Origin of the sequence: Thalassospira indica, assembly GCF_003403095.1 — a bacterium.
Lineage (GTDB): Bacteria > Pseudomonadota > Alphaproteobacteria > Rhodospirillales > Thalassospiraceae > Thalassospira > Thalassospira indica.
This window is the reverse complement of record NZ_CP031555.1, coordinates 539,866-562,239: the sequence shown is the minus strand read 5'-3', so window position 1 is coordinate 562,239 and position 22,374 is coordinate 539,866. Positions and strand designations below refer to the sequence as shown.

Genomic DNA, 22,374 nt, shown 5'->3' with positions numbered 1-22,374 from the left:
AAGGTCTTCCGACCTGCCAGACGTCAAGCCCCGATCAGGGCGCGGATCTGACGGTTGGCCACCGTGATCATGGCAAGATCGATTTGACCGGCCGAACGCAGTTCGTTGATCAGATCATCACAGCGCGCACAGCCACGCTGACGATCTTGCACCCAGATATCGACAAGGTCGGCGCCGGACGAGCCTTTTTTGCCCGCGGCCAGAACCGAACGGGTCAGTTCGCGTTGATGCCCGAACAGATCGTCGATCACTGCCGCACGTGCCAGTTTCTGCCAATGGGTATCGGCTTCGATCGACTCCGCGGCGGAGCGCATCAGGCCCAACTGGAAACGTGCGCCGACTGCGAAATAGGTGGCCGACACTTCGATCACATCGCGACCAGTTGCCTCGGCGATACGAACCACGTCACAAATCGCCACCAACTGGGTCGCAGACGCCACACGCCAGGCGAGGTCGTCGGGGACACCTTGGGCGACCAGCGATTTGGCCTTTTGTTCCAGCGCCTTGCGTGCAGCAGCATCCTCGGGGACGATTTCATCAAAGCTTTCAATCACCTTGGAAACCGCCGGGCGGAAAATCTCGATCTTTGCGCCGACATTAAGCTCCTCGCAATTGCGCAGGAACCACTGGGTAACATCGTTCACCATGCGATTGATTTCGCGGAACATGCTGGTCTGAAGTTTCGCCAGCACGACGTTATCAAGCGCTTCGATGCCTTCCCACATTTCACGCAGCCCGAAGACAGACCGCGTGATCAGATAACCGCGCGACACATCAACTGCCGACATGCCGGTGGCTTCCATCATGTCATGGACGAACGTGCCGCCAACCCGGTTGACCAGGCTGTTGGTCGCTACGGTTGCGATGATTTCGCGTCTCAGACGATGGTTAGAAATCGCGTTTGCGTATTTCTTGCGAAGCGGTGTCGGGAAGTAGCGCACCAGTTCCTCGACCAGAACCGGATCATCCGGCAAATCGGATTCAAGGATTTCGTCATAGAGCCACAGCTTTGCATAAGGCATCAGAACCGAGACTTCCGGACGGGTCAGGCCTTCATGCGCGTTGGCACGACGGGTGAGTTCCTCGTCATCGGGAAGGTATTCAATCTCGCGGTTCAGACGGCCTTCGCGTTCGAGCATGCGGATCAAACGGACCTGTGCATCAAGAATATCGGCCTTTTCCGCATCGGCATTCGAGATGGCCTGGCTTTGCAGATAGTTATCGCGCAGCACCAGTTCGCCGACCTCGTCGGTCATGTCGACAAGCAGCTTGTTGCGTTGCTTTTCGGTCATGTCGCCAGCCGCAACCACCTCGCCCACGAGGATCTTGATATTGACCTCGTGGTCAGAGCAGTTAACACCCGCCGCGTTATCGATTGCATCAGTATTCAGGCGACCACCGGCATGGGCGTATTCGATACGGCCCCGCTGGGTCGCACCAAGGTTTGCCCCCTCGCCAATGACCTTTGCGTGGACTTCGCGACCATTGATGCGGATGGCATCGTTGGCACGGTCACCGGCATCGGCGTTGGTTTCAAGACTGGATTTGATATAGGTCCCGATCCCGCCAAACCACAAAAGTTCGACATCGGATTTCAGGATGGCTTTCATCATGTCCGCCGGGGTGACCTTGCCACTATCCAGCCCCAGAACCTTGCGGACCTCTGGCGACGGATCAAGGGTCTTGGCCTTGCGATCAAAGATGTCGCCACCCTTGGACAGGACCTTTTTGTCATAATCGGTCCAGCTTGAACGCGGCATGTCAAACAGGCGTTTGCGCTCAGCAAAGCTTTTGGCTGGGTCCGGGTCAGGATCGACAAAGATGTGCATATGGTTGAAGGCGGCAACAAGCTTGATCTGCTCTGACAGCAGCATGCCATTGCCAAACACGTCACCCGACATATCGCCGACACCAGCCACGGTAAATGGCGTGGTCTGGATATTCTTGCCCATTTCGCGGAAATGGCGCTTGACCGATTCCCACGCACCACGTGCCGTGATGCCCATTTTCTTGTGGTCATAGCCCTGCGAACCACCAGACGCAAAAGCATCGTCAAGCCAGAAGCCGTAATCACGGGCAACCCCGTTGGCGATGTCCGAGAAGGTCGCCGTGCCCTTGTCAGCCGCAACAACCAGATAAGGATCATCGTCATCAAGACGCACAACGCGTTTTGGCGGCACGATTTCACCGGCAACGATATTGTCGGTGATGTCGAGCATCCCGCTCATCAGCGTTTTGTAGCAGGCAATGCCTTCCTCAAGGAACGCTTCACGCGTGCCATCGACCGGCGGACGTTTGACAACAAAGCCACCCTTGGAGCCGACCGGGACAATGACCGCGTTCTTGACCATCTGGGCTTTGACCAGACCGAGGATTTCGGTACGAAAATCTTCCTGACGGTCTGACCAGCGAATGCCACCACGGGCCACCGGACCACCGCGCAGATGGACAGCTTCAACCCGCGGGGAATAAACAAAGATTTCACGCCACGGACGCGGCAGTGGCAAATCTTCGATCACGGCTGAGTTGAATTTGACCGACAGATAGGATTTCGGATTTCCATCCGCATCATGCTGGAAGAAGTTGGTGCGAAGGGTCGACTGCACCAGATTAAGGAAGGCGCGCAAGATGCGGTCTTCATCCGGGTTCATCACGTCTTCGAGGCGGCTGATGATGTCAGCCTCAATCGCTGCAACCTCGTCACCCTTGGCCTGGTCGCGATCCGGGTCAAAGCGCGCAATAAACAGTGACACCAGAGCGGATGCCAGCGCCGGATTGTTGGCGAGCGTCTTGGCCATATAAGCCTGCGAGAAAGCCGATCCGGTCTGGCGGGTATAACGCGCATAGGCGCGCAGGATCACCACTTCGCGCCAATTCAGATTGCCCAGCAGCACAAGGCGGTTAAATGCATCGTTTTCAACCTCGCCATGCCAGATGCGGACAAACAGTTCCTGGAACTTGTTGCGCACATCATGGAGGCTGAACTCGCCGTCAACCTCGACCCCGAAATCATGAATGCGAACATCAATCCCGACATCACGCGGACTGACCGTGAAGGGATTTTCGGTAATGACCTTAAGCCCCATGTTTTCCAGCATGGGCAGGACATCCGAAAGCGGTACTGGCGCACCGGGATTGTAGATCTTGAAGCGTAGTTCATTCTCGGCAGCTTCGATCGGGCGATAAAGATTTACCCGCAGGTCATTGGCATTAATGACCTCTTCGATACGTTCGATATCAAGTTCGGCACTTTCGACCGTGAAGCGTTCACGATATTCCGTCGAGAAGCTTTCGCCATAGCGACGATGCAGCGCCAGGCCGCGTTCCTCACCCAGTTCACGCACAAGGACCTGACGCAGGGTATCGGACCAGTCTCGCGCCACCTCGACCAACTGGCGCTCGATATCGGCCACACTGTATTCGGGCAATTCACCGGGATTGGTTTTGACCAACAGGTGCAAACGCGCAAGCGGGCTGTCGCCGATCAGGGTGTAGTGCGCCGTGACTTTGCCATCAAAGGCGTTTTCAATCACCGTCTGGAACTTCAGGCGCAGCTTGGTGGTAAAGCGATCGCGCGGACAGAACAGCTGACAGGAGACAAACCGTTCAAACGCATCGCGGCGCACGAATAGCGCAATGCGTTGACGTTCCTGCAGATGCAGGATGCCCATGCACGTATGATACAGATCGTCCAGATCGACCTGAAACAGCTCATCACGTGGATAGGTTTCCAGAATGTTGACCAGCGCCTTACCATCGTGACTTGCTGGCGGGAAACCAGCACGCTTGACGGTTTCGGCAAGCTTCATGCGCAGAAGCGGGATCAGACGCGGGGACAGGTTATAGGCGACCGAGGTAAACAGGCCGACGAAAAGGTGCTGACCAACAACCTTGCCCTTGGCATCGAACTGTTTGACGACAATCGTATCAAGATGCACTGGACGGTGAACCGTCGATTGTTTGTTGGCCTTGGTCACCATCAGCAGGTTCGGCTTGGCGACGAAATCCTGTACCTCGGCTGAAAGGTTGCCAATCTGGCGCAACTCATCAAAGACGTGGGTTCCTTCGCGCGACAGAATGCCGAGCTGATTTTTGACCTCGACATCCACCGGCCCCTTTTTGCCGGCATTTTTAAAGCTGTATTCCCGGTAACCCAGGAAGGTGAAGTGGTCATTGTGCAGCCATCCAAGGAAGTCCTGCACCTCGCGGCGGTCCTCGTCTGGCGCGCCTGCCTTGACATCGCCAATCTCATCAAGAACTTCGGTGACCTTTTTAAGCATCGGCTGCCAGTCGCGCACAGCAAGTGCGACGTCGGTCAGGCTGTTTTCAAGTGCGTCATGGACCTTGGCCAGAACGTCCTTGTCGGTCTGCTCGTCGATTTCGACATGCATGACCGATTCACGCGGATCGTTGGTTTCTTCAACGCTGGCAACACTTTGCAATTCACCCTTGTCATCACGGGCAATGCGCATGATCGGGTGGATGACAAGATGAACGGTCAGATCAAGTTCATGCAGGGCGGCTGTCACCGAGTCCACCAGGAACGGCATATCGGTATTGTTGATTTCGATCACCGTGTGATCAGACGTCCAGCCATGTTCTTCGAGATCGGGGTTATAGACCCTGATTTTGGCCGTATCGGCCGAGGGGCGCTTTTGCGCGAATTTGTAAAGTGTAAGTGCCGCGCCATAAAGCGAGTCGACCGAGCGACCCGCCATGTCGTCAGGCGGAACATCCTTATAAAAAAGGCGAACGAATGCTTCTGCACCCTTCGCCGTTTCACCAGACATTCGTTGATGGATCTTTTCGACAACCTTGTCGATGACTTCCCGCTTTGGGTCGCCGTTTCGGGCTTTCATGACCAATTTCCCTTTTTCCCGGCTCTGTTTACCAGAACCGAAACACCGATCTTTGCGACCGGTGTCACACACCACTGATTTGTCTCGTTATTTGGGAAGGAAAGCAGGAATTTCCACCATAGACCCACCTGGAAATCCCCTGTGTCCCTTCACGCTTACACATAACGGATCATCTGCCTAAAAACTATGCTTCTGCACAAAAAAAATTCATTTAACCAATAAGCTAGCCTTTGGTCGCCAGATCGTCGGCGGACATGAACTGTCACAGAATTTTGCACTTTTTTGCGGCGCAAAACCCGCTACACTTTGAAATACGCCCCGATTTGAGAATTTCTTCGCACTCGCACATGATCCGAAAGGAACCACGGCATGCTTGAAGGCAAAAAAGGGCTAATCGTCGGAATTGCCAATGAAATGTCCATCGCCTGGGGCTGCGCGCGCGTTTTCAAGCGCGAAGGTGCCGACATCGCGGTGACCTATTTGAACGACAAGGCCAAACGCTTTGTCGAACCATTGGCCAACCAAATCAATGCCCCGATCTTCGCCCCGCTTGATGTCCGCAATGTGGCACAGGCAGACGCGCTGTTTGCCGAAATCGAACAGAAGTGGGGAAAGCTTGATTTCGTGCTGCATTCGATCGCCTTTGCCCCGGCAGATGACCTGCACGGTCGGGTAACCGATTGTTCTCGCGACGGTTTTCTGGCGGCGATGGATATATCGTGCCATTCGTTTGCGAGGCTCGCCAAACGGGCAGAGCCATTGATGAGCGATGGCGGCGCGCTTTTGACCGTGACCTATATGGGATCGGAGCGCGTGATTGATCATTACGGGGTCATGGGGCCGGTCAAGGCAGCCCTTGAAAGCACGACTCGCTATATGGCGGCCGAACTGGGCCCGAAAGGCATTCGCTGCCATGCAATTTCACCCGGGCCGCTTTTAACCCGCGCAGCATCCGGGATTGCCGAATTTCAACATCTGATGGACCAGGCCACCGACCGCGCGCCGTCCCGTCGCCTGGTGACAATTGATGAAATTGGCGAATTGGCTGCGTTTTTAGCCAGTGACCGGGCAAAATCGTTGACCGGTGATGTGGTGCATATTGATGGTGGCTACAACATCATGGGCTGAGCCACGGGTTAGCAACGCAGGCTAGCGTCGCTTGATCGCATCCTCGGCCTTGGGGGCGACGCGCTTGATCTGGCGCGCCAATGCCAGTTTGGCTTCAGCTTCCGGGTCGGGTGCGGCGGCGGCAAAAAGATCGGGGACATCCCCGCCGTTGATTGCGATCATGCGGGCATCGGTTTCCGCCTGACTTTCGACCCGACCATCGACCAGATGGCAAAGATCAAACCCGGCATCTTTCAGGGCTGGCGCAATCAGAAGCGTGCGATGACAGTCCAGCGGGTCCTTTTCGGCACACATCAGACAGATGCGATATTTTTCCGCCCCAGAAACCAGCCGGTCGATCCCCGATTTGAAATCAGGCTGATCTGCCATCAGGCCATAATCAAGCTGCCCATCAGGGTAAAGTTCCGGAACTTGCGGCTTTCCGCCCATCACATCGCCCATGAACACATAGGCAATACCGTTTTCGCGAAGGAACGGCCCGAAGCTGTCAGAGTCGAATGCCGTCCAATAACTTGATCGTTTGAAGGTCCGAATATCCGCCACCGCCGTGATGCCATGGGCCTTGAAAAGCGCAAGCAGGCTTTCACGGTCATGGCCCGCATAGCCGACTGTGTAGATCATGCGCCCTGATGACGTGGATTTTGCATTATTCGGATCAGACATCACAGAAGCACACGACAATTCGCATTTGCTTGCAAGCGTGAAACAGTCAACGGCCTTGGCCCAAATGCAAAAAGACCGCCCCGAAGGACGGCCTTTTATAACTTTCATCATGGAGCGGGCGAAGAGATTCGAACTCTCGACCCTAACCTTGGCAAGGTTATGCTCTACCCCTGAGCTACGCCCGCATCATCATGAAAGCGATGATATGTGAAACCGGTCTGATGGAGCGGGCGAAGAGATTCGAACTCTCGACCCTAACCTTGGCAAGGTTATGCTCTACCCCTGAGCTACGCCCGCGTTCATCAGATTGTTTCTGCCCCTGTGGAGCGGCGCGGATAATAGCCCAACAAAGAGCGATTGCAACCCTTTTTTCTTTGAAATCGCGACATCAGGAATTTTGGCGGTTTTCCTTGACTTTAAGCGTCCCAATTGTCGAAATCCGACCCGATTTATGCAAATTTGCGTCCGGTTTTGAACTTGGTTATCTTTTGGCGCACAGCCACAAGGGAAAGAGCATGAGTGATCCATCAACCCCGCTTTTCGATCATCTGGCCAAATTGGGTATCGAAACGAAAACACATGAACACGAACCGTTGTTTACGGTTGAGGATTCGCAGGCACTGCGTGGCGACCTGCCGGGGCTTCATTCCAAGAACCTGTTTGTCAAAGACAAGAAGGGCGCGTTGTGGCTGGTGGTTGCCGAGGAAGAGACCGAAATCCGCATGAACCACCTGCACAAGCGGCTGGGATGCGCGCGCCTGTCGTTTGGCAAGCCGGAGCTTCTGATCGAAACGCTTGGCATAAAACCGGGGTCCGTCACCCCCTTTGCGTTGCTCAATGATCGGGACCGCAAGGTCAACCTGGCCCTTGATGCCAAGCTTGCCAACGGGGATCTGTTGAACTTTCACCCCTTGCGAAATGACCGCACCACGACAATTTCCTCGGCAGACCTGTTAACCTTCATCTGCTCACTTGGTTATGAGGCGATGATCATTGATTTTGATGCCGAACCCGCCACGGCCGATGATAAATGAACCACGGACATCTGAGGTAAGCCCTTAAATCTTCTTATATTCAAGTATAAGTGACACGCAATATCACATAGCTGCCTCTTGTCGTCCGGGCATGGCGGTATCATCTAGAATTCAGAATTAGCGAGTGAACAATAATGTCGATCATTCTTGATGCGAATGCGCCGGATGGCGCCACCACCCATAATCAGGATTCTGACCTGATCAAGGACAGCAGTGTCGAAACCTTCGTCCAGGACGTTATCGAACCGTCGATGGAAGTGCCGGTGGTTGTCGATTTCTGGGCGCCATGGTGCGGTCCGTGCAAAAGCCTGACACCGGTGATCGAAAAAGTCACCCGTGAGGCTGGCGGACGCGTGAAACTGGTCAAGGTCAACATCGACGAAAACCAGGAACTGGCGATGCAGCTTCGCATTCAGTCGGTACCGACCGTGTACGCCTTCAAGGGCGGCCGCCCAGTCGATGGTTTTCAGGGCGCACAGCCCGAAAGCGAAGTGCGCGCGTTTTATGAAAAACTTGCCGGTGGTCCGATTGAAAGCCCGATCGAGGGACTGCTTGAACAGGCAAGTGCCGCACTTGCAGAGGAAAACTTTGAAGTAGCCCATGGTCTTTATGTCAGCGTTCTTGAACGCGAACAGGACAATGAAACCGCAATTGGCGGCATGATCCGTTGCATGGTGGGCATGGATGAAGTTGAAGAAGCCCGCCACTTCGTTGACAACATGTCCGATGTTGATCGTCTGAAGGCACCGATTGCAGCCGCGATCAGCGCGCTTGAATTGGCCGAGACCGGGGTTTCGGGTGAAGACCTTGAAGCTGCGCGCGCCAAGGCAGAAGCCAACCCGAACGACCCGCAGGCGTTGTATGATTACGGCATGGCCTGTTTTGCGAAGAACAAGCGCGAAGAAGCGGTCAACGCCATGATTACCATCATTCGCACCAACCGCGAATGGAACGAGGACGCAGGACGCACCCAGCTCCTGAAGTTTTTTGAAGCCTGGGGTCCGATGGACCCTGCCAGCGTCGCCGGACGCCGTGCATTATCGACGGTATTGTTCTCATGAGCATATGCGGCCCCTTTGATCCTGAACTTTCGGACCTTCCGGAAACCATGCCGGTATTCCCGCTAAGCGGTGCCCTTCTGCTGCCGCGTGGGCATTTGCCGCTCAATATCTTTGAGCCGCGCTACATGAATATGATCACGGATGCGCTTGGACAGGACCGGATGATCGGGATGATTCAACCCCGACCGGATCAGCGTAACGCCTATTTCATGGACCCGGATCGCCCGGAGATCTTTTCGACAGGATGTGCGGGCCGCATTACCGCCTTTAGCGAAACCGATGATGGACGTTTTCTGATCACGCTCACGGGTGTCTGCCGATTTACCGTGATCGAGGAATTGCCCGAAAATTCCGGTGGATATCGCCGGGTGCGTGGTGATTTCGCGCCGTGGAAGAAGGATCTGACCACACCCAAGGAAGACGATACGCCGATCAATCGTGATCGCCTGCGTATGGCGCTTGACGCCTATTTCGCGCAACATTCGCTACAATCATGCTGGGACACACTGGCTGATAGCGATGATGAAATGCTGATCACCACCATTTCCATGGGCTGTCGCCTCAGTCCGCTTGAAAAACAGGCTTTGCTCGAATGCACAACGCTGTATGATCGCGGCGATATGCTAACGTCGTTGCTTGAAATGGCAGTCCATGCCGATCCCAAGCACGCACACAGCAATGCCAACTGAACATAATTGCCGCCGCACACGGCAAATCCAACCCGAAGGCTGAATTGATGACTGCGACCCATAGCCCGGTAGACCCGAAACTTCTTGAAATCCTTGTCTGTCCGGTGACCAAACAGGCGTTGGAATATGATCGTGAAAATAACGAACTGATCAGTCCGAAGGCCGGTCTTGCCTATCCGATCCGCGACGGCATTCCGATCATGCTGCCCGACGAAGCTCGTGCCATCGAAGACTAAGGCAAAGGTTGCCTTCCACCATGCCCAGCGACGGTTTTACGCCCGCTTTCACCCCGGTTGAAATCAACTATCTGCGTGATGAACGCATTCTGGAAATCATCTGGGATGACGGTGTTCAAACACGCCTTGGCGCCGAGCTGCTTCGGGTGGAAAGCCCGTCCGCTGAAGTTCAAGGCCATCATCCGTCAGAAAAGAAGATCATCGCCGGCCGCCGGCATGTCGGCATCATCGATATTGTGCCAGTCGGGAACTATGCCGTACGCATTACCTTCGACGACTTGCATGATAGCGGCCTGTTTAGCTGGCAATATCTGCGCGAATTGCACGACAATCAGGAGAAGCTCTGGAACGACTATCTCGCCGCACTCAAAGCACGCGGCCTGTCACGCGACCCCGCCAAGCGCTAACCCCCCCTTCTTTCTAAAAGTCCCAAAACAAAAACGGCCCTGCCAAAGACAGGACCGCTTTAGTGTCTTGCTGTCCGGGGAGGTCATCCTCGGACGCACGCTTTCTTAGAAGCGATAGCCAATACCGAGACCGAAGACCCACGGGTCAAGATGGGCTTTGGAGGTGTTCGCACCGTTATTGATGCTGACATCGGTATCAAGGAAAATCTTCTTGACGTCGAGGTTGACAGACCACGGACCAGAAATCGCATAGTCAAAACCAGCCTGGAAAGCATAGCCAAAGCCGTCGTCATATTTGACAGAATTGAACTGGCCCGGCTTGGAGTCATAGAAGAAGGTGTAGTTGATACCTGCACCAACATACGGGCTCCAGCGGCTTTCCGGCATAAAGTGATACTGCAGGGTCAGTGTCGGCGGCAGAAGGCGCACAGAACCAGCATCAAGGCTCGGGTTCGACCAATCCAGATCATGCTGCGTGGTTGCTGCGATCAGTTCGAGCGCGATGTTGTCAGTCAGGAAGTAGGAAAAATCGACTTCCGGAACAACGTCGTTGCTAAGTTGGCCTTCGCCAGAACCAATCGTGTCATCATAGGTATCTTCGTCCGGCACCATAGCAATGGCACGGGCACGAACAACGATGTCGCCAGCCTGTTTGGTTTTGAATTCGGCGGTCTGTGCGGAAGCCGGATTGGCAGCAACAAACGAAGCGGCCATCATGCCACCCAACAATGCGGCACCAAGGAGTTTGGATTTGAATGACATTATCTGTCCCCTGTTAGTTTGATCAACTCGACGGGGACATTGCGCCTTTCTGTTTGCTGACTTGTTGACACAAATCAACACTCACCCACAAAAAACGACATGTTTTTGAATGGTTTTAAATGACCTTTGATCACCTATCGCCATTTTTCGACCGGAATCCCTGGCAACAGTTCCCGGTTAGGGCAAAAGGCGATCCGGTTACAACGGCTTGCCCTGCATCAGTTTTGGCAAGGTACCGGCATAGCCCATCGCATGCGACATGAAGGTCTTTTTAAGGGGCGGGATTTTCTCGACAATCGCCAATCCGATATCACGCGCCCAGCGGATCGGCGCGATATCGTTCGAGAACAGGCGCGTGGTGATATCGGTTACCGCCAGCATCACCGTGTTGTCGAAACGACGCCATTGTTCATATTCTGCCAGCACATCGGCACTGCCGATATCACGACCGAGACGACGGGCATTGACCAGAATTTCTGCCAGAACCGCAACATCGCGGATCCCCATATTCAGCCCCTGACCGGCAATCGGATGCATGCCGTGCGCCGCATCACCAATCAGCGCCAAGCGATCCTGGGTATAGTGATAGGCGTGCTGCAACCCAAGCGGATAGCAGAAGCGTGGCCCGATAACTTCAAGATCACCGAGATAGCCGTCAAACCGGCGATGCAATTCATCAAGGAAGGTCTGATCATCAAGATTGACCAGATAATTGGCCTGATCCGTGCCCTCGGTCCAGACAATCGAGCAACGGTTATCTGTCATCGGCAGGATTGCAAACGGGCCTGCTGGCAGGAAATGCTCGACCGCCAGCCCGTTGTGGGGCTGCTGGTGCTTGACGGTACAAACCACCGCACTTTGCTTATAGCTCCAGTTATAGGTCTTGATGCCCGCCCATTCGCGCAACATGGATTTGCGCCCTTCCGCCCCGATGGCAAGTGGCGCACGCACGACTTGCCCGCCGGCAAGCGTAATGGTCATGGCACCCTGATCACGTGCAATCGTTTCGACCTTGGCCGGTGCAATCATTTTGACCAGATCGTTTTTTTCAATCGCACGATAAAGCGCGCTGCGCGTGACAAGGTTTTCGACGATATAGCCAAGCGGCTCGTTACCGACATCATGATGGTCGTAATGCAGGAAAAGCGGGCTTTGACCGTCGGCAATGCGGATATCGAGGATCGGCTCCGCGCCATCGGCCATGTTTTCCCAGGCACCGATCACTTCCAAAACCGATTTGGAGGCGGCGGCAATCGCGCACGTACGGCCATCGTAATTGGCCGTCAGGATGGTTTTGGGGTCTGCATAATCAATCACCACCGACTTGATGCCGCCATGGGCCAGCGCCAAGGCCATAGAGGCACCGTTCAAGCCGCCCCCAAGAATAATGACATCGGTTTGAAGTGGCTGCTGATCATGCATATCGCAATTTCCTGTGTCGTTTGGCCTTGGCCAGTGATGCCGGTTTACAGTGCAGCTCGGCATCCTGCGTTGACCTGACGCAATAGGGCGTCGTGAAAGCGTTGTTTGCACATCTTTACCCTGCCAGATACGCAGCCACAACCCGCACCGATCATCGACGCACAGTTATCACACCTTTGCCGGCACAACATCGGGGCAAAACCATCTTTGACAGTCGTGAATGCGCCATCGCCACCTACCAAGTCATATCACCCCTTGGTTGCGACAAAGCCTGCGGAACCAGAATGCGAATTGCCACAGAGCCTTGAGCTGTAAGCGCTTTTCAATTACGCGACTGGTTGATTAAAAAATATGCATATTTTTTGAACAGCCACAGATTTTGTGCAGATTTTAATCCGGTCATGACAGAACGAAGTCATAATTCCGTCAGATCGATTCATCATTTTATGCAACAAAAACAGCAATTTACGATTTTTATTCTGAGTCTGGCACGATTCTTGGTTTGGAGACTGCGACTGCGAAATCGTGATTACCACGTTGGTACTCAACGGATATGCCGGGAGGTCGCATTATTATGAAACTTGTTACTGCTGTCATTAAGCCGTTCAAACTGGACGAAGTCCGTGAAGCGCTTAGCGCACTGGGCGTCCAGGGTTTGACGGTCACCGAAGTTAAAGGTTTTGGTCGCCAGAAAGGTCAGACCGAAATTTATCGTGGTGCTGAATACATGGTCAGCTTCCTGCCGAAGGTGAAGCTGGAAGTCGCCATCACGGATAATCTGGTTGATCAGGTTGTCGAAGCCATCACCAAAACTGCTCAAACCGGGAAAATCGGGGACGGTAAGATTTTCGTTCTTGATGTGAATCAGGCGGTTCGTATCCGTACTGGTGAAACCGGCGACGACGCCCTGTAAGTCCAGAGACAAGGGGAGACATTATGACTATTTCCATGAAGAAAACCGGCCTTGCTGCGGCTGCAGCTACCGCCCTTCTGGCAATCGCTTCTCCGGCTTTTGCTCAGGACGCAGGCGTTCCGGCTGAAACCCAGTTCATTCTCAACAGCTTTAGCTTCCTGTTCAGTGGCGCAATCGTCATGTTCATGGCGGCCGGCTTTGCTATGCTTGAGAGCGGCCTGGTTCGTACCAAAAACGTTACCACCATCCTGCTGAAGAACATTTCGCTCTTCGCAATCGCAGGCATCATGTACTACCTCATCGGTTACAACCTGATGTACATGGATGTATCTGGCTGGATTGGCTCGCTGAGCCTGTGGAGCGCAGATGACTCCGCTGCCCTTGGTGGCGACTTCTCTGGCGGTTATTCCGCAACGTCCGACTGGTTCTTCCAGATGGTCTTCGTTGCCACCGCAGCTTCGATCGTATCGGGTACTGTTGCCGAGCGTATCAAACTGTGGCCGTTCCTGATCTTCGTCGTTGTTCTGACTGGCGTTCTGTATCCGATCACCGGTGCATGGACCTGGGGCGGCGGCTGGCTGTCGGAAATGGGCTTCTCTGACTTTGCCGGTTCCACCATTGTTCACTCGGTCGGCGGCTGGGCTGCTCTGACCGGTGCGATCATCCTTGGTGCACGTAAAGGCAAGTACGGCGAAGACGGTTCGGTTCACCCGATGCCGGGCTCGAACCTTCCGCTTGCAACGCTTGGTACCTTCGTCCTGTGGCTCGGCTGGTTCGGCTTCAACGGCGGTTCCCAGCTTGCTATGGGTACCGGCGCTGACGTCATCGCCATTGCCAACATCTATGGCAACACCACCATGGCTGCTGCCGGCGGTGTGGTTGCAGCAATCATCCTGACCCAGATCCTTTACAAAAAGGTCGACCTCACCATGGCGCTTAACGGTGCACTGGCTGGTCTGGTCTCGATCACGGCTGCTCCGGACACCCCGACCATTGGCTCGGCGATCATCATCGGTGCAATCGGTGGTATCCTGGTTGTTGTTGCGGTTCCGCTGCTCGACAAACTGAAAATCGACGACGTTGTCGGTGCTGTTTCGGTTCACCTTGTTGCTGGTATCTGGGGCACGCTTGCTGTTCCGTTCACCAATGACGGTGCTTCCTTCGGCACGCAGATCACCGGTATCGTTGCAATGGGTGCCTTCACCATCGTTGCTTCGTCGATCGTATGGCTGGCTCTGAAGTTCACTGTTGGTATTCGCCTCTCCGAGGAAGAAGAAGCCAACGGTTCGGACGCGACCGAGCTTGGTCTGGAAGCCTATCCAGAATTCGGCAAGGGTTCCCAGCGCTTCTAAGCAAAACTTTCTGACAGGTGCCGTGTTCGCACGGCACCTGATCGATCAGATCAAAAGCCCGTCCGGGGAAACCCGGGCGGGCTTTTTTGTTCCATGCTGCCTTTTTGGGCAGCGTTTTGATCACTTGGAAGGCAAAGACGTTTTTCACCCCCATAAACGGACGACACTCTACGGCACTCAAATACCAAGCAACAGCCTTGGCATTTTACGCTTTGCTGCCCGGTTTTGTGGCATTGGCACGAAAATTGATCTTGGCTGCCCCGAACCAGAGTCCGGCTGCCCCGACAAGACCGGACCGAGAGGAAACGCTATTTGAAAAGGGGGACGCCTTATGGGGGCCTTCCAGACTGCCTCGGACGTATTTTTCGTCCTGATGGGCGCTATTATGGTGCTCGCAATGCATGCCGGTTTTGCCTTTCTTGAAGTCGGCACGGTTCGCAAAAAGAACCAGGTTAACGCACTGGTTAAGATCATTGTTGATTTCGCTGTTTCGACCATTGCCTATTTCTTTGTCGGCTACAGCGTTGCATATGGCGTTGATTTCTTTGCCAATGCTGGCGTTCTGAGCGGTCAGATCACCCCCGAAAACAGCCCAGCCTTTGCTGATAGCGGCTATGATCTGGTCAAATTCTTCTTCCTTTTGACGTTTGCAGCAGCGATCCCGGCCATTATTTCTGGCGGCATTGCAGAACGCGCACGTTTCTATCCGCAGCTATTTGCCACCGCCATTCTGGTGGGTATTTGCTATCCCCTGTTTGAGGGCATGGTCTGGAACAACAATTTCGGTTTCCAGGACATGATCGAAGCCACTTTTGGTGCACCGTTCCATGATTTTGCCGGTTCCATCGTCGTTCATGCGGTTGGCGGCTGGATCGCACTTGGTGCTGTGATCAATCTCGGCGTTCGTCGCGGGCGATATACCAAAACCGGCGGCCTCGTCGGTATTCCGCCGTCAAACATTCCCTTCCTGGCGTTGGGGTCCTGGGTTCTTTGTGTTGGCTGGTTTGGCTTTAACGTCATGTCCGCACAATCGATAAGCGGTATTACCGGACTGGTTGCGGTTAACTCGCTGATGGCGATGGTCGGCGGCATTCTGACGGCATTGATTGCCGGTCGAAATGATCCCGGTTTTGTCCATAACGGCGCACTTGCCGGACTTGTTGCCGTTTGCGCCGGGTCAGATGTCATGCATCCGTTGGGGGCACTTGTGACTGGTGGTCTTGCCGGTGCCCTGTTTGTCTGGGGTTTCAATCAGTGTCAGGCAAAATGGAAAATTGACGATGTTCTCGGCGTTTGGCCGTTGCACGGGATGTGCGGCCTTCTGGGCGGAATTGCCTGTGGCATCTTTGGCCTTGAGGCCCTTGGCGGCATGGGCGGTGTTTCGTTCAGCGCACAGCTGGCAGGATCGCTGATTGGTGTCGTTTTTGCGACCGTGGTCGGCTTTGTTGTCTATGGCGCCCTAAAAGCCACCATTGGCATCCGTCTGTCCGAAGAAGCCGAGTTTGATGGTGCGGATATCTCGATCCACAACATCGGCGCATATCCCGAGGATGATCTCCGCGCGAGCTAAGCTGCGCGACCCGCAACAGAGTTAATACTCTTTAAAGCCCGGAAAGCGCATCTTTCCGGGCTTTTTGCGTTGGCTTACCCGTGCTCTTAAATGTTTCTTTGCACTTTTGGCATAGGGGTAAAGTCAGGGGATTTTACCCATCTTCCGAATAACGGGACCGCGAACGGCGGACCACAGATCATGCTGGATTGACGACGACCATGTTTAACGCGCGCCTGGATCAATTGCCTGCCTATCCGTTTCCGCGATTGGCAACCCTGCTTGACGGGATCGAGCCCGGTCAGCCGCCGCTTGTTATGTCGATCGGCGAGCCACAGCATGAACCGCCCGCCATGATCACCGAGGCAATGGTCAAACATGCCAGCCTTTGGCACAAATACCCGCCCGGTGCCGGTACGCCGGAATTGCGCGACGCCATCAAAAACTGGCTTGATCGCCGCTATAACCTGCCCAAAGACATGATCGACCGTGATGATCACGTCCTGCCGGTCGCAGGCACGCGCGAAGCACTTTATCTGATTGCCACCACCGTCATTCCGCAGGATCAACCGGGTCCCAAACCAAAGGTCTTGCTGCCCAACCCGTTCTATCAGGTCTATTGCGGCGCGGCGGTGCTGAATGACGCGGAAATGGTGCCGCTGGCAGCGGGGCCGGAAAACGGGTTCCTGCCCGATCTTGATCAGATTGATGCCAAGGATCTTGATGCCTGCGCGCTGTTCTTCCTGTGCTCGCCCGCCAATCCGCAAGGGGCGATTGCATCGCGCGCGTACCTCGAACAGATCATTGCATTGGCGCGCAAGCATGACTTCGTTCTGGCGATGGATGAGTGCTATGCCGATATCTATGACAGCACCGCACCGACCGGCGCGCTTGAAATCTGTGCCGCACAGGGTGGAAACATGGACAATATCCTTGTCTTCCACAGTCTTTCGAAACGATCCAGTGCCCCAGGCCTGCGTTCAGGGTTCGTTGCCGGTGATGCAAAAATCGTCAAACGCTTTACGGCACTGCGCAGCTATTGCTCGGCCACCATTCCGATGCCTGTCATGGCCGCATCCACCGCACTTTGGAATGATGATGCCCATGCGGAGGCCAACCGGGATATCTATCGCGCCAAAATCGACATTGCCGAGGAAGTCTTTGGCAACCGGTTTGGATTCTATCGCCCACCGGGTGGTTTTTTCCTGTGGCTTGATGTCGGCGACGATGAAGCCGCCACCCGGAAAATCTGGAAAGAAACCGGGGTTAAGGTCATCCCGGGCAGTTACCTTTCCTTGACCGATGCCAAGGGTAACAATCCGGGCAAACAGTTTATCCGCATTGCCCTTGTCCACGATCTTGAAACCGCGCGGGAAGGACTGACCCGCATTGCGAAGGCATTGGAAAGCTAGGCTTCAAACTTCGCACCCAGCTTGAGAAACAGGACTTAACCAGAACGGATACCCAGATGAGCAGCCAGTCAAACACACTTGGAACCGCATTTATGCCCGGCAGTCTTGTGACGCTCCTTAAGCGCAGCGGCTTGCGGTTCTGTGGCCTTGGGCTGGTGTTGCTGGCCATTGCGTTGTTCATCATGCTGATTGGTTTTCATCCGGGTGACCCATCCTTTAACCACGCCACTGACCGCACGACGATTTTCAATCCGCTGGGTATTGTCGGGGCTTATGGCGCGGATATGATGCTCCGCACGCTTGGCTTGGCATCCGCACTGATTACCGTTTTGCTTGTCGCTTGGGGCCTTCGCCTGATTGCGGTCAAACCGTTCCGTTGGATGTGGGCACGTTTCCTTGTTTTGCCGCTGGCACTTCTTTTGGTGGCAGTTTCGGCAGCAGCCATTCAGCCGGGCATGCATTGGCCGCTGACCGTTGGGTTGGGTGGCTTTGCCGGTGACTTGTTGCTCGGCAAACTTCAGACCGGCTTTGCGATGATTGGTATTCCCCGCGCACGGGCATTGATCGCGTTGGCATCCATGGTTCTTGGTCTGGCGCTGACGATCTTTTGCATGGCCTATTCGCTGTCGGAATGGGGACGGTTGGGCACCGCCCTGTCCTTTGTCGGTGGCAAGGTAGTTGCGGGCATTCGCGCCATCATCCCGACCGGCAGCAATGACGAACCGATTGCCAAGCGCGCACCGGGTTCGCGCCAGGAGCCGTCGCTTGAAAAAGGCAAATCCAAACTTGGTGCTGCGATCTCCACCCGTAAAGCCGAACCCCAAGCATCCCCGGACGAGGATGACGAATTTGACGATGAAGACGGCGATCACGAACCGCCGGTCCATATCGTCGCCGCCCCGGCTGCCAAGCTGCAACCAAGCCAGAAGGCGACAGCCCAACGTCAGGCATCGTTTGATCTGGGCTCGGATGAATATCGTTTTCCACCCCTTGATCTGCTTGGCGAACCCGATCCGGCTGATGCCAACCAGATCGATCAGGAAGCCCTGGCCCAAAATGCCCGTTTGCTTGAAACCGTCCTGCAGGACTTTGGCGTAAAGGGCGAGATCGTACAGGTCCGCCCGGGCCCGGTTGTTACGCTTTATGAGTTGGAACCGGCGGCCGGTGTCAAATCATCGCGTGTGATTGGTCTGGCCGATGATATTGCGCGGTCGATGAGTGCGATTGCCGCCCGTGTCGCGGTCGTGCCGGGGCGCAACGTGATCGGGATCGAGCTTCCAAATTCGCGGCGCGAAACCGTGCATCTGCATGAAATTCTGGCGTCCAGCGATTTTGAAAAGAATACCGGTAAGCTTAATATGAGCCTTGGCAAGGATATCGGCGGCACGCCCGTGATCGCCGACCTTTCCAAAATGCCGCACTTGCTGATTGCCGGTACGACAGGTTCAGGTAAATCGGTTGGTGTGAACGCGATGATCCTGTCATTGCTCTATCGTCTACGCCCCGAAGAATGCCGTTTCATCATGATTGACCCCAAGATGCTGGAACTTTCCATCTATGATGGCATCCCGCATCTGTTGACGCCGGTTGTGACCGATCCGCATAAGGCAGTTGTGGCCCTTAAATGGGCCGTGCGCGAAATGGAAGACCGTTATCGCGCCATGAGCCAGGTCGGTGTGCGTAACATTGCGGGTTATAACAAACGCATCAAGGAAGCCGCCGCCAAGGGCGAGCAACTGACCCGGCGCGTTCAAACCGGCTTTGATCCGGAAACCGGTAAACCGATCTTTGAAGATCAGGAATTGCCGATGGAGCCGCTGCCCTTCATCGTTATCATCGTGGACGAGATGGCCGACCTGATGCTTGTGGCAGGCAAGGATGTGGAGGCATCCATCCAGCGTCTGGCCCAGATGGCCCGTGCAGCTGGCCTGCACCTGATCATGGCGACCCAGCGCCCGTCGGTTGACGTCATTACCGGGACGATCAAGGCCAACTTCCCAACGCGTATTTCCTATTCCGTGACGTCCAAAATCGACTCGCGCACCATTCTGGGTGAAATGGGCGCGGAGCAACTTCTGGGTCAGGGCGATATGCTTTACATGGGTCAGGGTGGCCGTTTGCAGCGTGTCCATGGCCCGTTTGTGTCGGACGAGGAAGTCGAAAGCATCGTCAAACACCTGCGCGATCAGGGTGACCCGGCCTATCTTGAAACCGTGACCGAAGAACCCGAAGAAGACCCGGTTGCAGCCTATATGGCCGGCGGCAATGCTGGGGCATCTGGCGGAGCAGGATCGGACGATGATCTTTATAATCAGGCGGTCGGGATTGTCCTTCGCGAGAAGAAGGCATCGACCAGCTTCATCCAGCGCAAACTTTCGATTGGTTACAACCGCGCGGCCCGCATCATCGAACAGATGGAAGAAAACGGTGTCGTTTCAGCCGCCAACCATGTCGGCAAGCGTGAAGTCCTGATGGAAAACATGGATGGCAGCCCTTACGAGTATTGATCTAAACAGACTCGAAAACCGGTCACAAATGACCAAAAAGTATAAAAACCCCCGCCCTTTCGGTGGGGGTTTTAGTTTTTGAAAACAACCCACGGGTGCATATTATTAGCATTATTAAAATTAATTTTTCTTTTTTATCAAGTGCTTATGACACATTGACCGAGGCTACTTGGCATAAATCAACGACTACCATTGCGGGAAACGCAATTTAAGCACCTGGTTACCGTTCGCATCAAATGACGTCGACGGAACAACAAAACAATTAACAGGTGCGTCATGAAACTCTCAGACTTCTCTTTCGCGTGGAAACTACGCGGCGTCATGATCCTCGTCGCGTTGGCACTTGCGGCAGTGTCGATTATTGACCTCTATTCGCTCTACACGACCATGATCAAGGATCGCGAGCAAACCTTGCGATTTGTCATCGATCAATCGGCATCGATCATTGATGATTTTGCCAAGCGCGCGGAGCAAGGGGAGATCTCAGAAGATGAAGCCCAAAAACTTGCCTTGGAAATGGTCAAAGCGCAGCGCTTCGATGGTCAGAACTATGTGTTTGTTGCAAGCCTTGATGGCAAGATGCTGATGCATCCGATCAATGCGTCACTGAATGGCAAACCGGTCTCGACGGTTAAAGACCCGACTGGTGCAACGCCGGTTGTCGATTTGGTCGAAGCAGCACGCAACCCCGAAGGCGGTTACGTCAATTATGTTTGGCCGCACCCTGAAAACAAAGAGATCACGCCAAAACTGGGATATGCAAAGGCAGTTGGCGACTGGGATATGGTTGTTTCGGCTGGTGTCTATATGGACGATGTCATGGCCGCGTTCTGGCAAAGCACCACGAACGGCATCATTGTCTTTGTTGCTGTTCTTGTCGTCATTGGCGGCCTTGGCTTTGCCATTGAAAAAAGCACAACCGCACCGATGCGCAGCATCACCGCAGCCCTGTCGCGGGTCGCAGAAGGCGATATTGCCATTCAAACCGAGGGCAAAGATCGCAAGGACGAAATTGGTGACCTTGCCCGTGCCTTGGAAGTTTTCCGGGAAAACCGCGAGAAAGCTGACCGTCTGCAGCAGGAACAGGAAGCGGCCAATCGGACACAGATCGAACGGGCCGAGAAAATCGATCAGCGCATCAAGCAGTTTGAAAGCGACGTCGAAAGCAATCTGGCGGTCGTCAACGCGGCGCTTACGCAACTGCGCAGCACTGCATCGGAAATGGCCGGTCAGTCTGATGAAACCACCAGCAAAGCAGCCACAGTGGCGGCCGCAACAGAACAGGCGGCAACCAATGTCGACACCGTTGCCGCCGCGGCAGAGCAATTGGCAGCGGCGATTGACGAAATCACCCTGCAGGTTTCACGCAGTTCGGAAATTGCACAGTCCGGCGCAGATGAGGCAGATGATGCCAGCAATATCTTTGCCGAGCTTGCCAATGCATCGGACAAAATCGGTGAAGTGGTCGAACTGATCCAGTCGATTGCCGAGCAGACCAACCTTCTGGCACTTAACGCCACGATTGAGGCGGCCCGTGCCGGTGAAGCTGGCAAAGGCTTTGCCGTGGTTGCGGCCGAGGTCAAAAACCTTGCCAACCAAACCACCAATGCGACCGAAGACATCGCCGGGCACATCAGTGGCATTCAGGAAAGCACGCAAAGTGCACTTGGTGCGATTGAACACCTTTCCGGACGCATGAAAGAGCTTAATGAAGTGGCGGGCGGAATTGCGGCTGCGGTCAGTGAACAGGATGCGGCAACTGGCGAAATTGCGCGCAATGTAGCCGAGGCAGCATCGGGCACGAAAGAGGTGGCGCACAACGTCGTTGGTCTTCGCGAATCTGCCGAGGAAGAACGTCAGGCATCCAATGAAGTCCTGCAGGCATCTGACAGCATGACCGATAAGTCACAAGTGCTGCTCAGCCAAATTCAGGAATTCCTGAAGGATATCAGGGCCGCATAAAATACCAGCCCGCTGAAGTACCTAAGGACATCAAATGAAAAGGGGCAGGCTGATATTCAGCCTGCCCCTTTTTCGTATTCTGTGATCGATGAAGATCAGATCGACTGGTTGATCCAGTCGACAAGAGCGCTTTTCGGAAGGGCGCCGACTTTCATCGCCGCGACTTCACCACCCTTGAAGATCATCAGGGTCGGAATACCACGAACACCGTATTTCGCCGGGGTGTTCGGGTTTTCGTCGATATTCACCTTGGCGATCTTGAGCTTGCCGCCCAGTTCACCAGCGATTTCATCGAGATATGGGGCAATCTGTTTGCACGGACCGCACCACTCAGCCCAGAAATCGACCAAAACCGGGTCGTTGGAACCCAGAACGTCGGTATCAAACGAACCGTCGGAAACTTTAATCGTGGTCATAC

Annotated in this window: 17 protein-coding genes and 2 tRNA genes; 12 read left to right on the top strand and 7 right to left on the bottom strand. The window is 54.6% G+C overall.

From position 1 onward, the window contains the following. Positions 1 to 23 precede the first annotated feature (23 nt). On the bottom strand, positions 24 to 4,859 hold the full coding sequence (locus DY252_RS02645; protein ID WP_064787766.1) for an NAD-glutamate dehydrogenase: 4,836 nt from the start codon (positions 4,857 to 4,859) through the stop codon (positions 24 to 26). A gap of 369 nt (positions 4,860 to 5,228) precedes the next feature. Between DY252_RS02645 and fabI the strand changes: the two genes are divergently transcribed. Beyond that, a complete protein-coding gene (gene fabI / locus DY252_RS02640) occupies positions 5,229 to 5,987 on the top strand; it encodes an enoyl-ACP reductase FabI (protein ID WP_064787767.1) in 759 nt (252 codons plus the stop codon). 21 nt (positions 5,988 to 6,008) lie between these two features. Here the strand turns inward: fabI and DY252_RS02635 are convergent, their stop codons facing one another. The 3 genes from DY252_RS02635 to DY252_RS02625 all read right to left on the bottom strand — a co-directional run bounded on the left by DY252_RS02635 (position 6,009) and on the right by DY252_RS02625 (position 6,947). Beyond that, positions 6,009 to 6,608: a DUF488 domain-containing protein gene (locus DY252_RS02635; RefSeq protein ID WP_231959638.1), complete on the bottom strand. Its 600-nt coding sequence runs from the start codon at positions 6,606 to 6,608 to the stop codon at positions 6,009 to 6,011. A gap of 152 nt (positions 6,609 to 6,760) precedes the next feature. Next, positions 6,761 to 6,835, bottom strand: a tRNA-Gly gene (locus DY252_RS02630). Positions 6,836 to 6,872: 37 nt separating this feature from the next. Continuing rightward, positions 6,873 to 6,947, bottom strand: a tRNA-Gly gene (locus DY252_RS02625). Between the two features lie 218 nt (positions 6,948 to 7,165). Here DY252_RS02625 and DY252_RS02620 point away from each other — a divergent pair. From DY252_RS02620 to DY252_RS02600, 5 genes are all read left to right on the top strand, one after another. Next, positions 7,166 to 7,684, top strand: a complete 519-nt coding sequence (locus DY252_RS02620) for a prolyl-tRNA synthetase associated domain-containing protein (protein ID WP_064787769.1) — start codon at positions 7,166 to 7,168, stop codon at positions 7,682 to 7,684. A 134-nt stretch (positions 7,685 to 7,818) separates the two neighbouring features. Continuing rightward, positions 7,819 to 8,745 (top strand): thioredoxin, encoded by a 927-nt coding sequence (gene trxA, locus DY252_RS02615; protein WP_082923358.1) that lies wholly within the window; start codon positions 7,819 to 7,821, stop codon positions 8,743 to 8,745. Further along, a complete protein-coding gene (locus DY252_RS02610; RefSeq protein ID WP_064787770.1) occupies positions 8,742 to 9,434 on the top strand; it encodes an LON peptidase substrate-binding domain-containing protein in 693 nt (230 codons plus the stop codon). The genes trxA (DY252_RS02615) and DY252_RS02610 overlap by 4 nt, the downstream gene beginning before the upstream one ends. Before the next feature lie 47 nt (positions 9,435 to 9,481). Then, complete coding sequence (locus DY252_RS02605) at positions 9,482 to 9,670, top strand: Trm112 family protein (protein WP_008888548.1); 189 nt, start codon at positions 9,482 to 9,484, stop codon at positions 9,668 to 9,670. 20 nt (positions 9,671 to 9,690) lie between these two features. Beyond that, entirely contained in the window at positions 9,691 to 10,077 is a 387-nt protein-coding gene (locus tag DY252_RS02600) for a gamma-butyrobetaine hydroxylase family protein (protein WP_064787771.1), read from the top strand. Between the two features lie 105 nt (positions 10,078 to 10,182). On the opposite strand, the gene DY252_RS02595 is transcribed toward DY252_RS02600, so the two are convergent. Next, entirely contained in the window at positions 10,183 to 10,839 is a 657-nt protein-coding gene (locus DY252_RS02595) for an OmpW/AlkL family protein (protein ID WP_063086606.1), read from the bottom strand. Positions 10,840 to 11,037: 198 nt separating this feature from the next. Beyond that, on the bottom strand, positions 11,038 to 12,261 hold the full coding sequence (gene ubiH, locus DY252_RS02590) for a 2-octaprenyl-6-methoxyphenyl hydroxylase (RefSeq protein ID WP_008888551.1): 1,224 nt from the start codon (positions 12,259 to 12,261) through the stop codon (positions 11,038 to 11,040). Positions 12,262 to 12,835: 574 nt separating this feature from the next. Between ubiH and glnK the strand changes: the two genes are divergently transcribed. The 6 genes from glnK to DY252_RS02560 all read left to right on the top strand — a co-directional run bounded on the left by glnK (position 12,836) and on the right by DY252_RS02560 (position 21,956). Continuing rightward, positions 12,836 to 13,174 carry a P-II family nitrogen regulator gene (glnK, locus tag DY252_RS02585; protein WP_008888552.1) on the top strand — a complete coding sequence of 113 codons (339 nt, stop codon included), beginning with the start codon at positions 12,836 to 12,838 and terminating at the stop codon, positions 13,172 to 13,174. A gap of 23 nt (positions 13,175 to 13,197) precedes the next feature. Then, complete coding sequence (gene amt / locus DY252_RS02580) at positions 13,198 to 14,526, top strand: ammonium transporter (protein WP_008888553.1); 1,329 nt, start codon at positions 13,198 to 13,200, stop codon at positions 14,524 to 14,526. A gap of 331 nt (positions 14,527 to 14,857) precedes the next feature. Beyond that, a complete protein-coding gene (locus DY252_RS02575) occupies positions 14,858 to 16,096 on the top strand; it encodes an ammonium transporter (protein WP_064787772.1) in 1,239 nt (412 codons plus the stop codon). Positions 16,097 to 16,296: 200 nt separating this feature from the next. Further along, positions 16,297 to 17,487 carry an aminotransferase class I/II-fold pyridoxal phosphate-dependent enzyme gene (locus DY252_RS02570; RefSeq protein ID WP_064787773.1) on the top strand — a complete coding sequence of 397 codons (1,191 nt, stop codon included), beginning with the start codon at positions 16,297 to 16,299 and terminating at the stop codon, positions 17,485 to 17,487. 56 nt (positions 17,488 to 17,543) lie between these two features. Next, positions 17,544 to 19,994, top strand: coding sequence for a DNA translocase FtsK (locus tag DY252_RS02565; protein ID WP_064787774.1), 2,451 nt, complete (start codon positions 17,544 to 17,546; stop codon positions 19,992 to 19,994). A 276-nt stretch (positions 19,995 to 20,270) separates the two neighbouring features. Next, a complete protein-coding gene (locus DY252_RS02560) occupies positions 20,271 to 21,956 on the top strand; it encodes a methyl-accepting chemotaxis protein (protein WP_064787775.1) in 1,686 nt (561 codons plus the stop codon). A 95-nt stretch (positions 21,957 to 22,051) separates the two neighbouring features. Here the strand turns inward: DY252_RS02560 and trxA (DY252_RS02555) are convergent, their stop codons facing one another. Continuing rightward, positions 22,052 to 22,372: a thioredoxin TrxA gene (gene trxA / locus DY252_RS02555; protein ID WP_008888557.1), complete on the bottom strand. Its 321-nt coding sequence runs from the start codon at positions 22,370 to 22,372 to the stop codon at positions 22,052 to 22,054. Between the last annotated feature and the right edge of the window lie 2 nt (positions 22,373 to 22,374).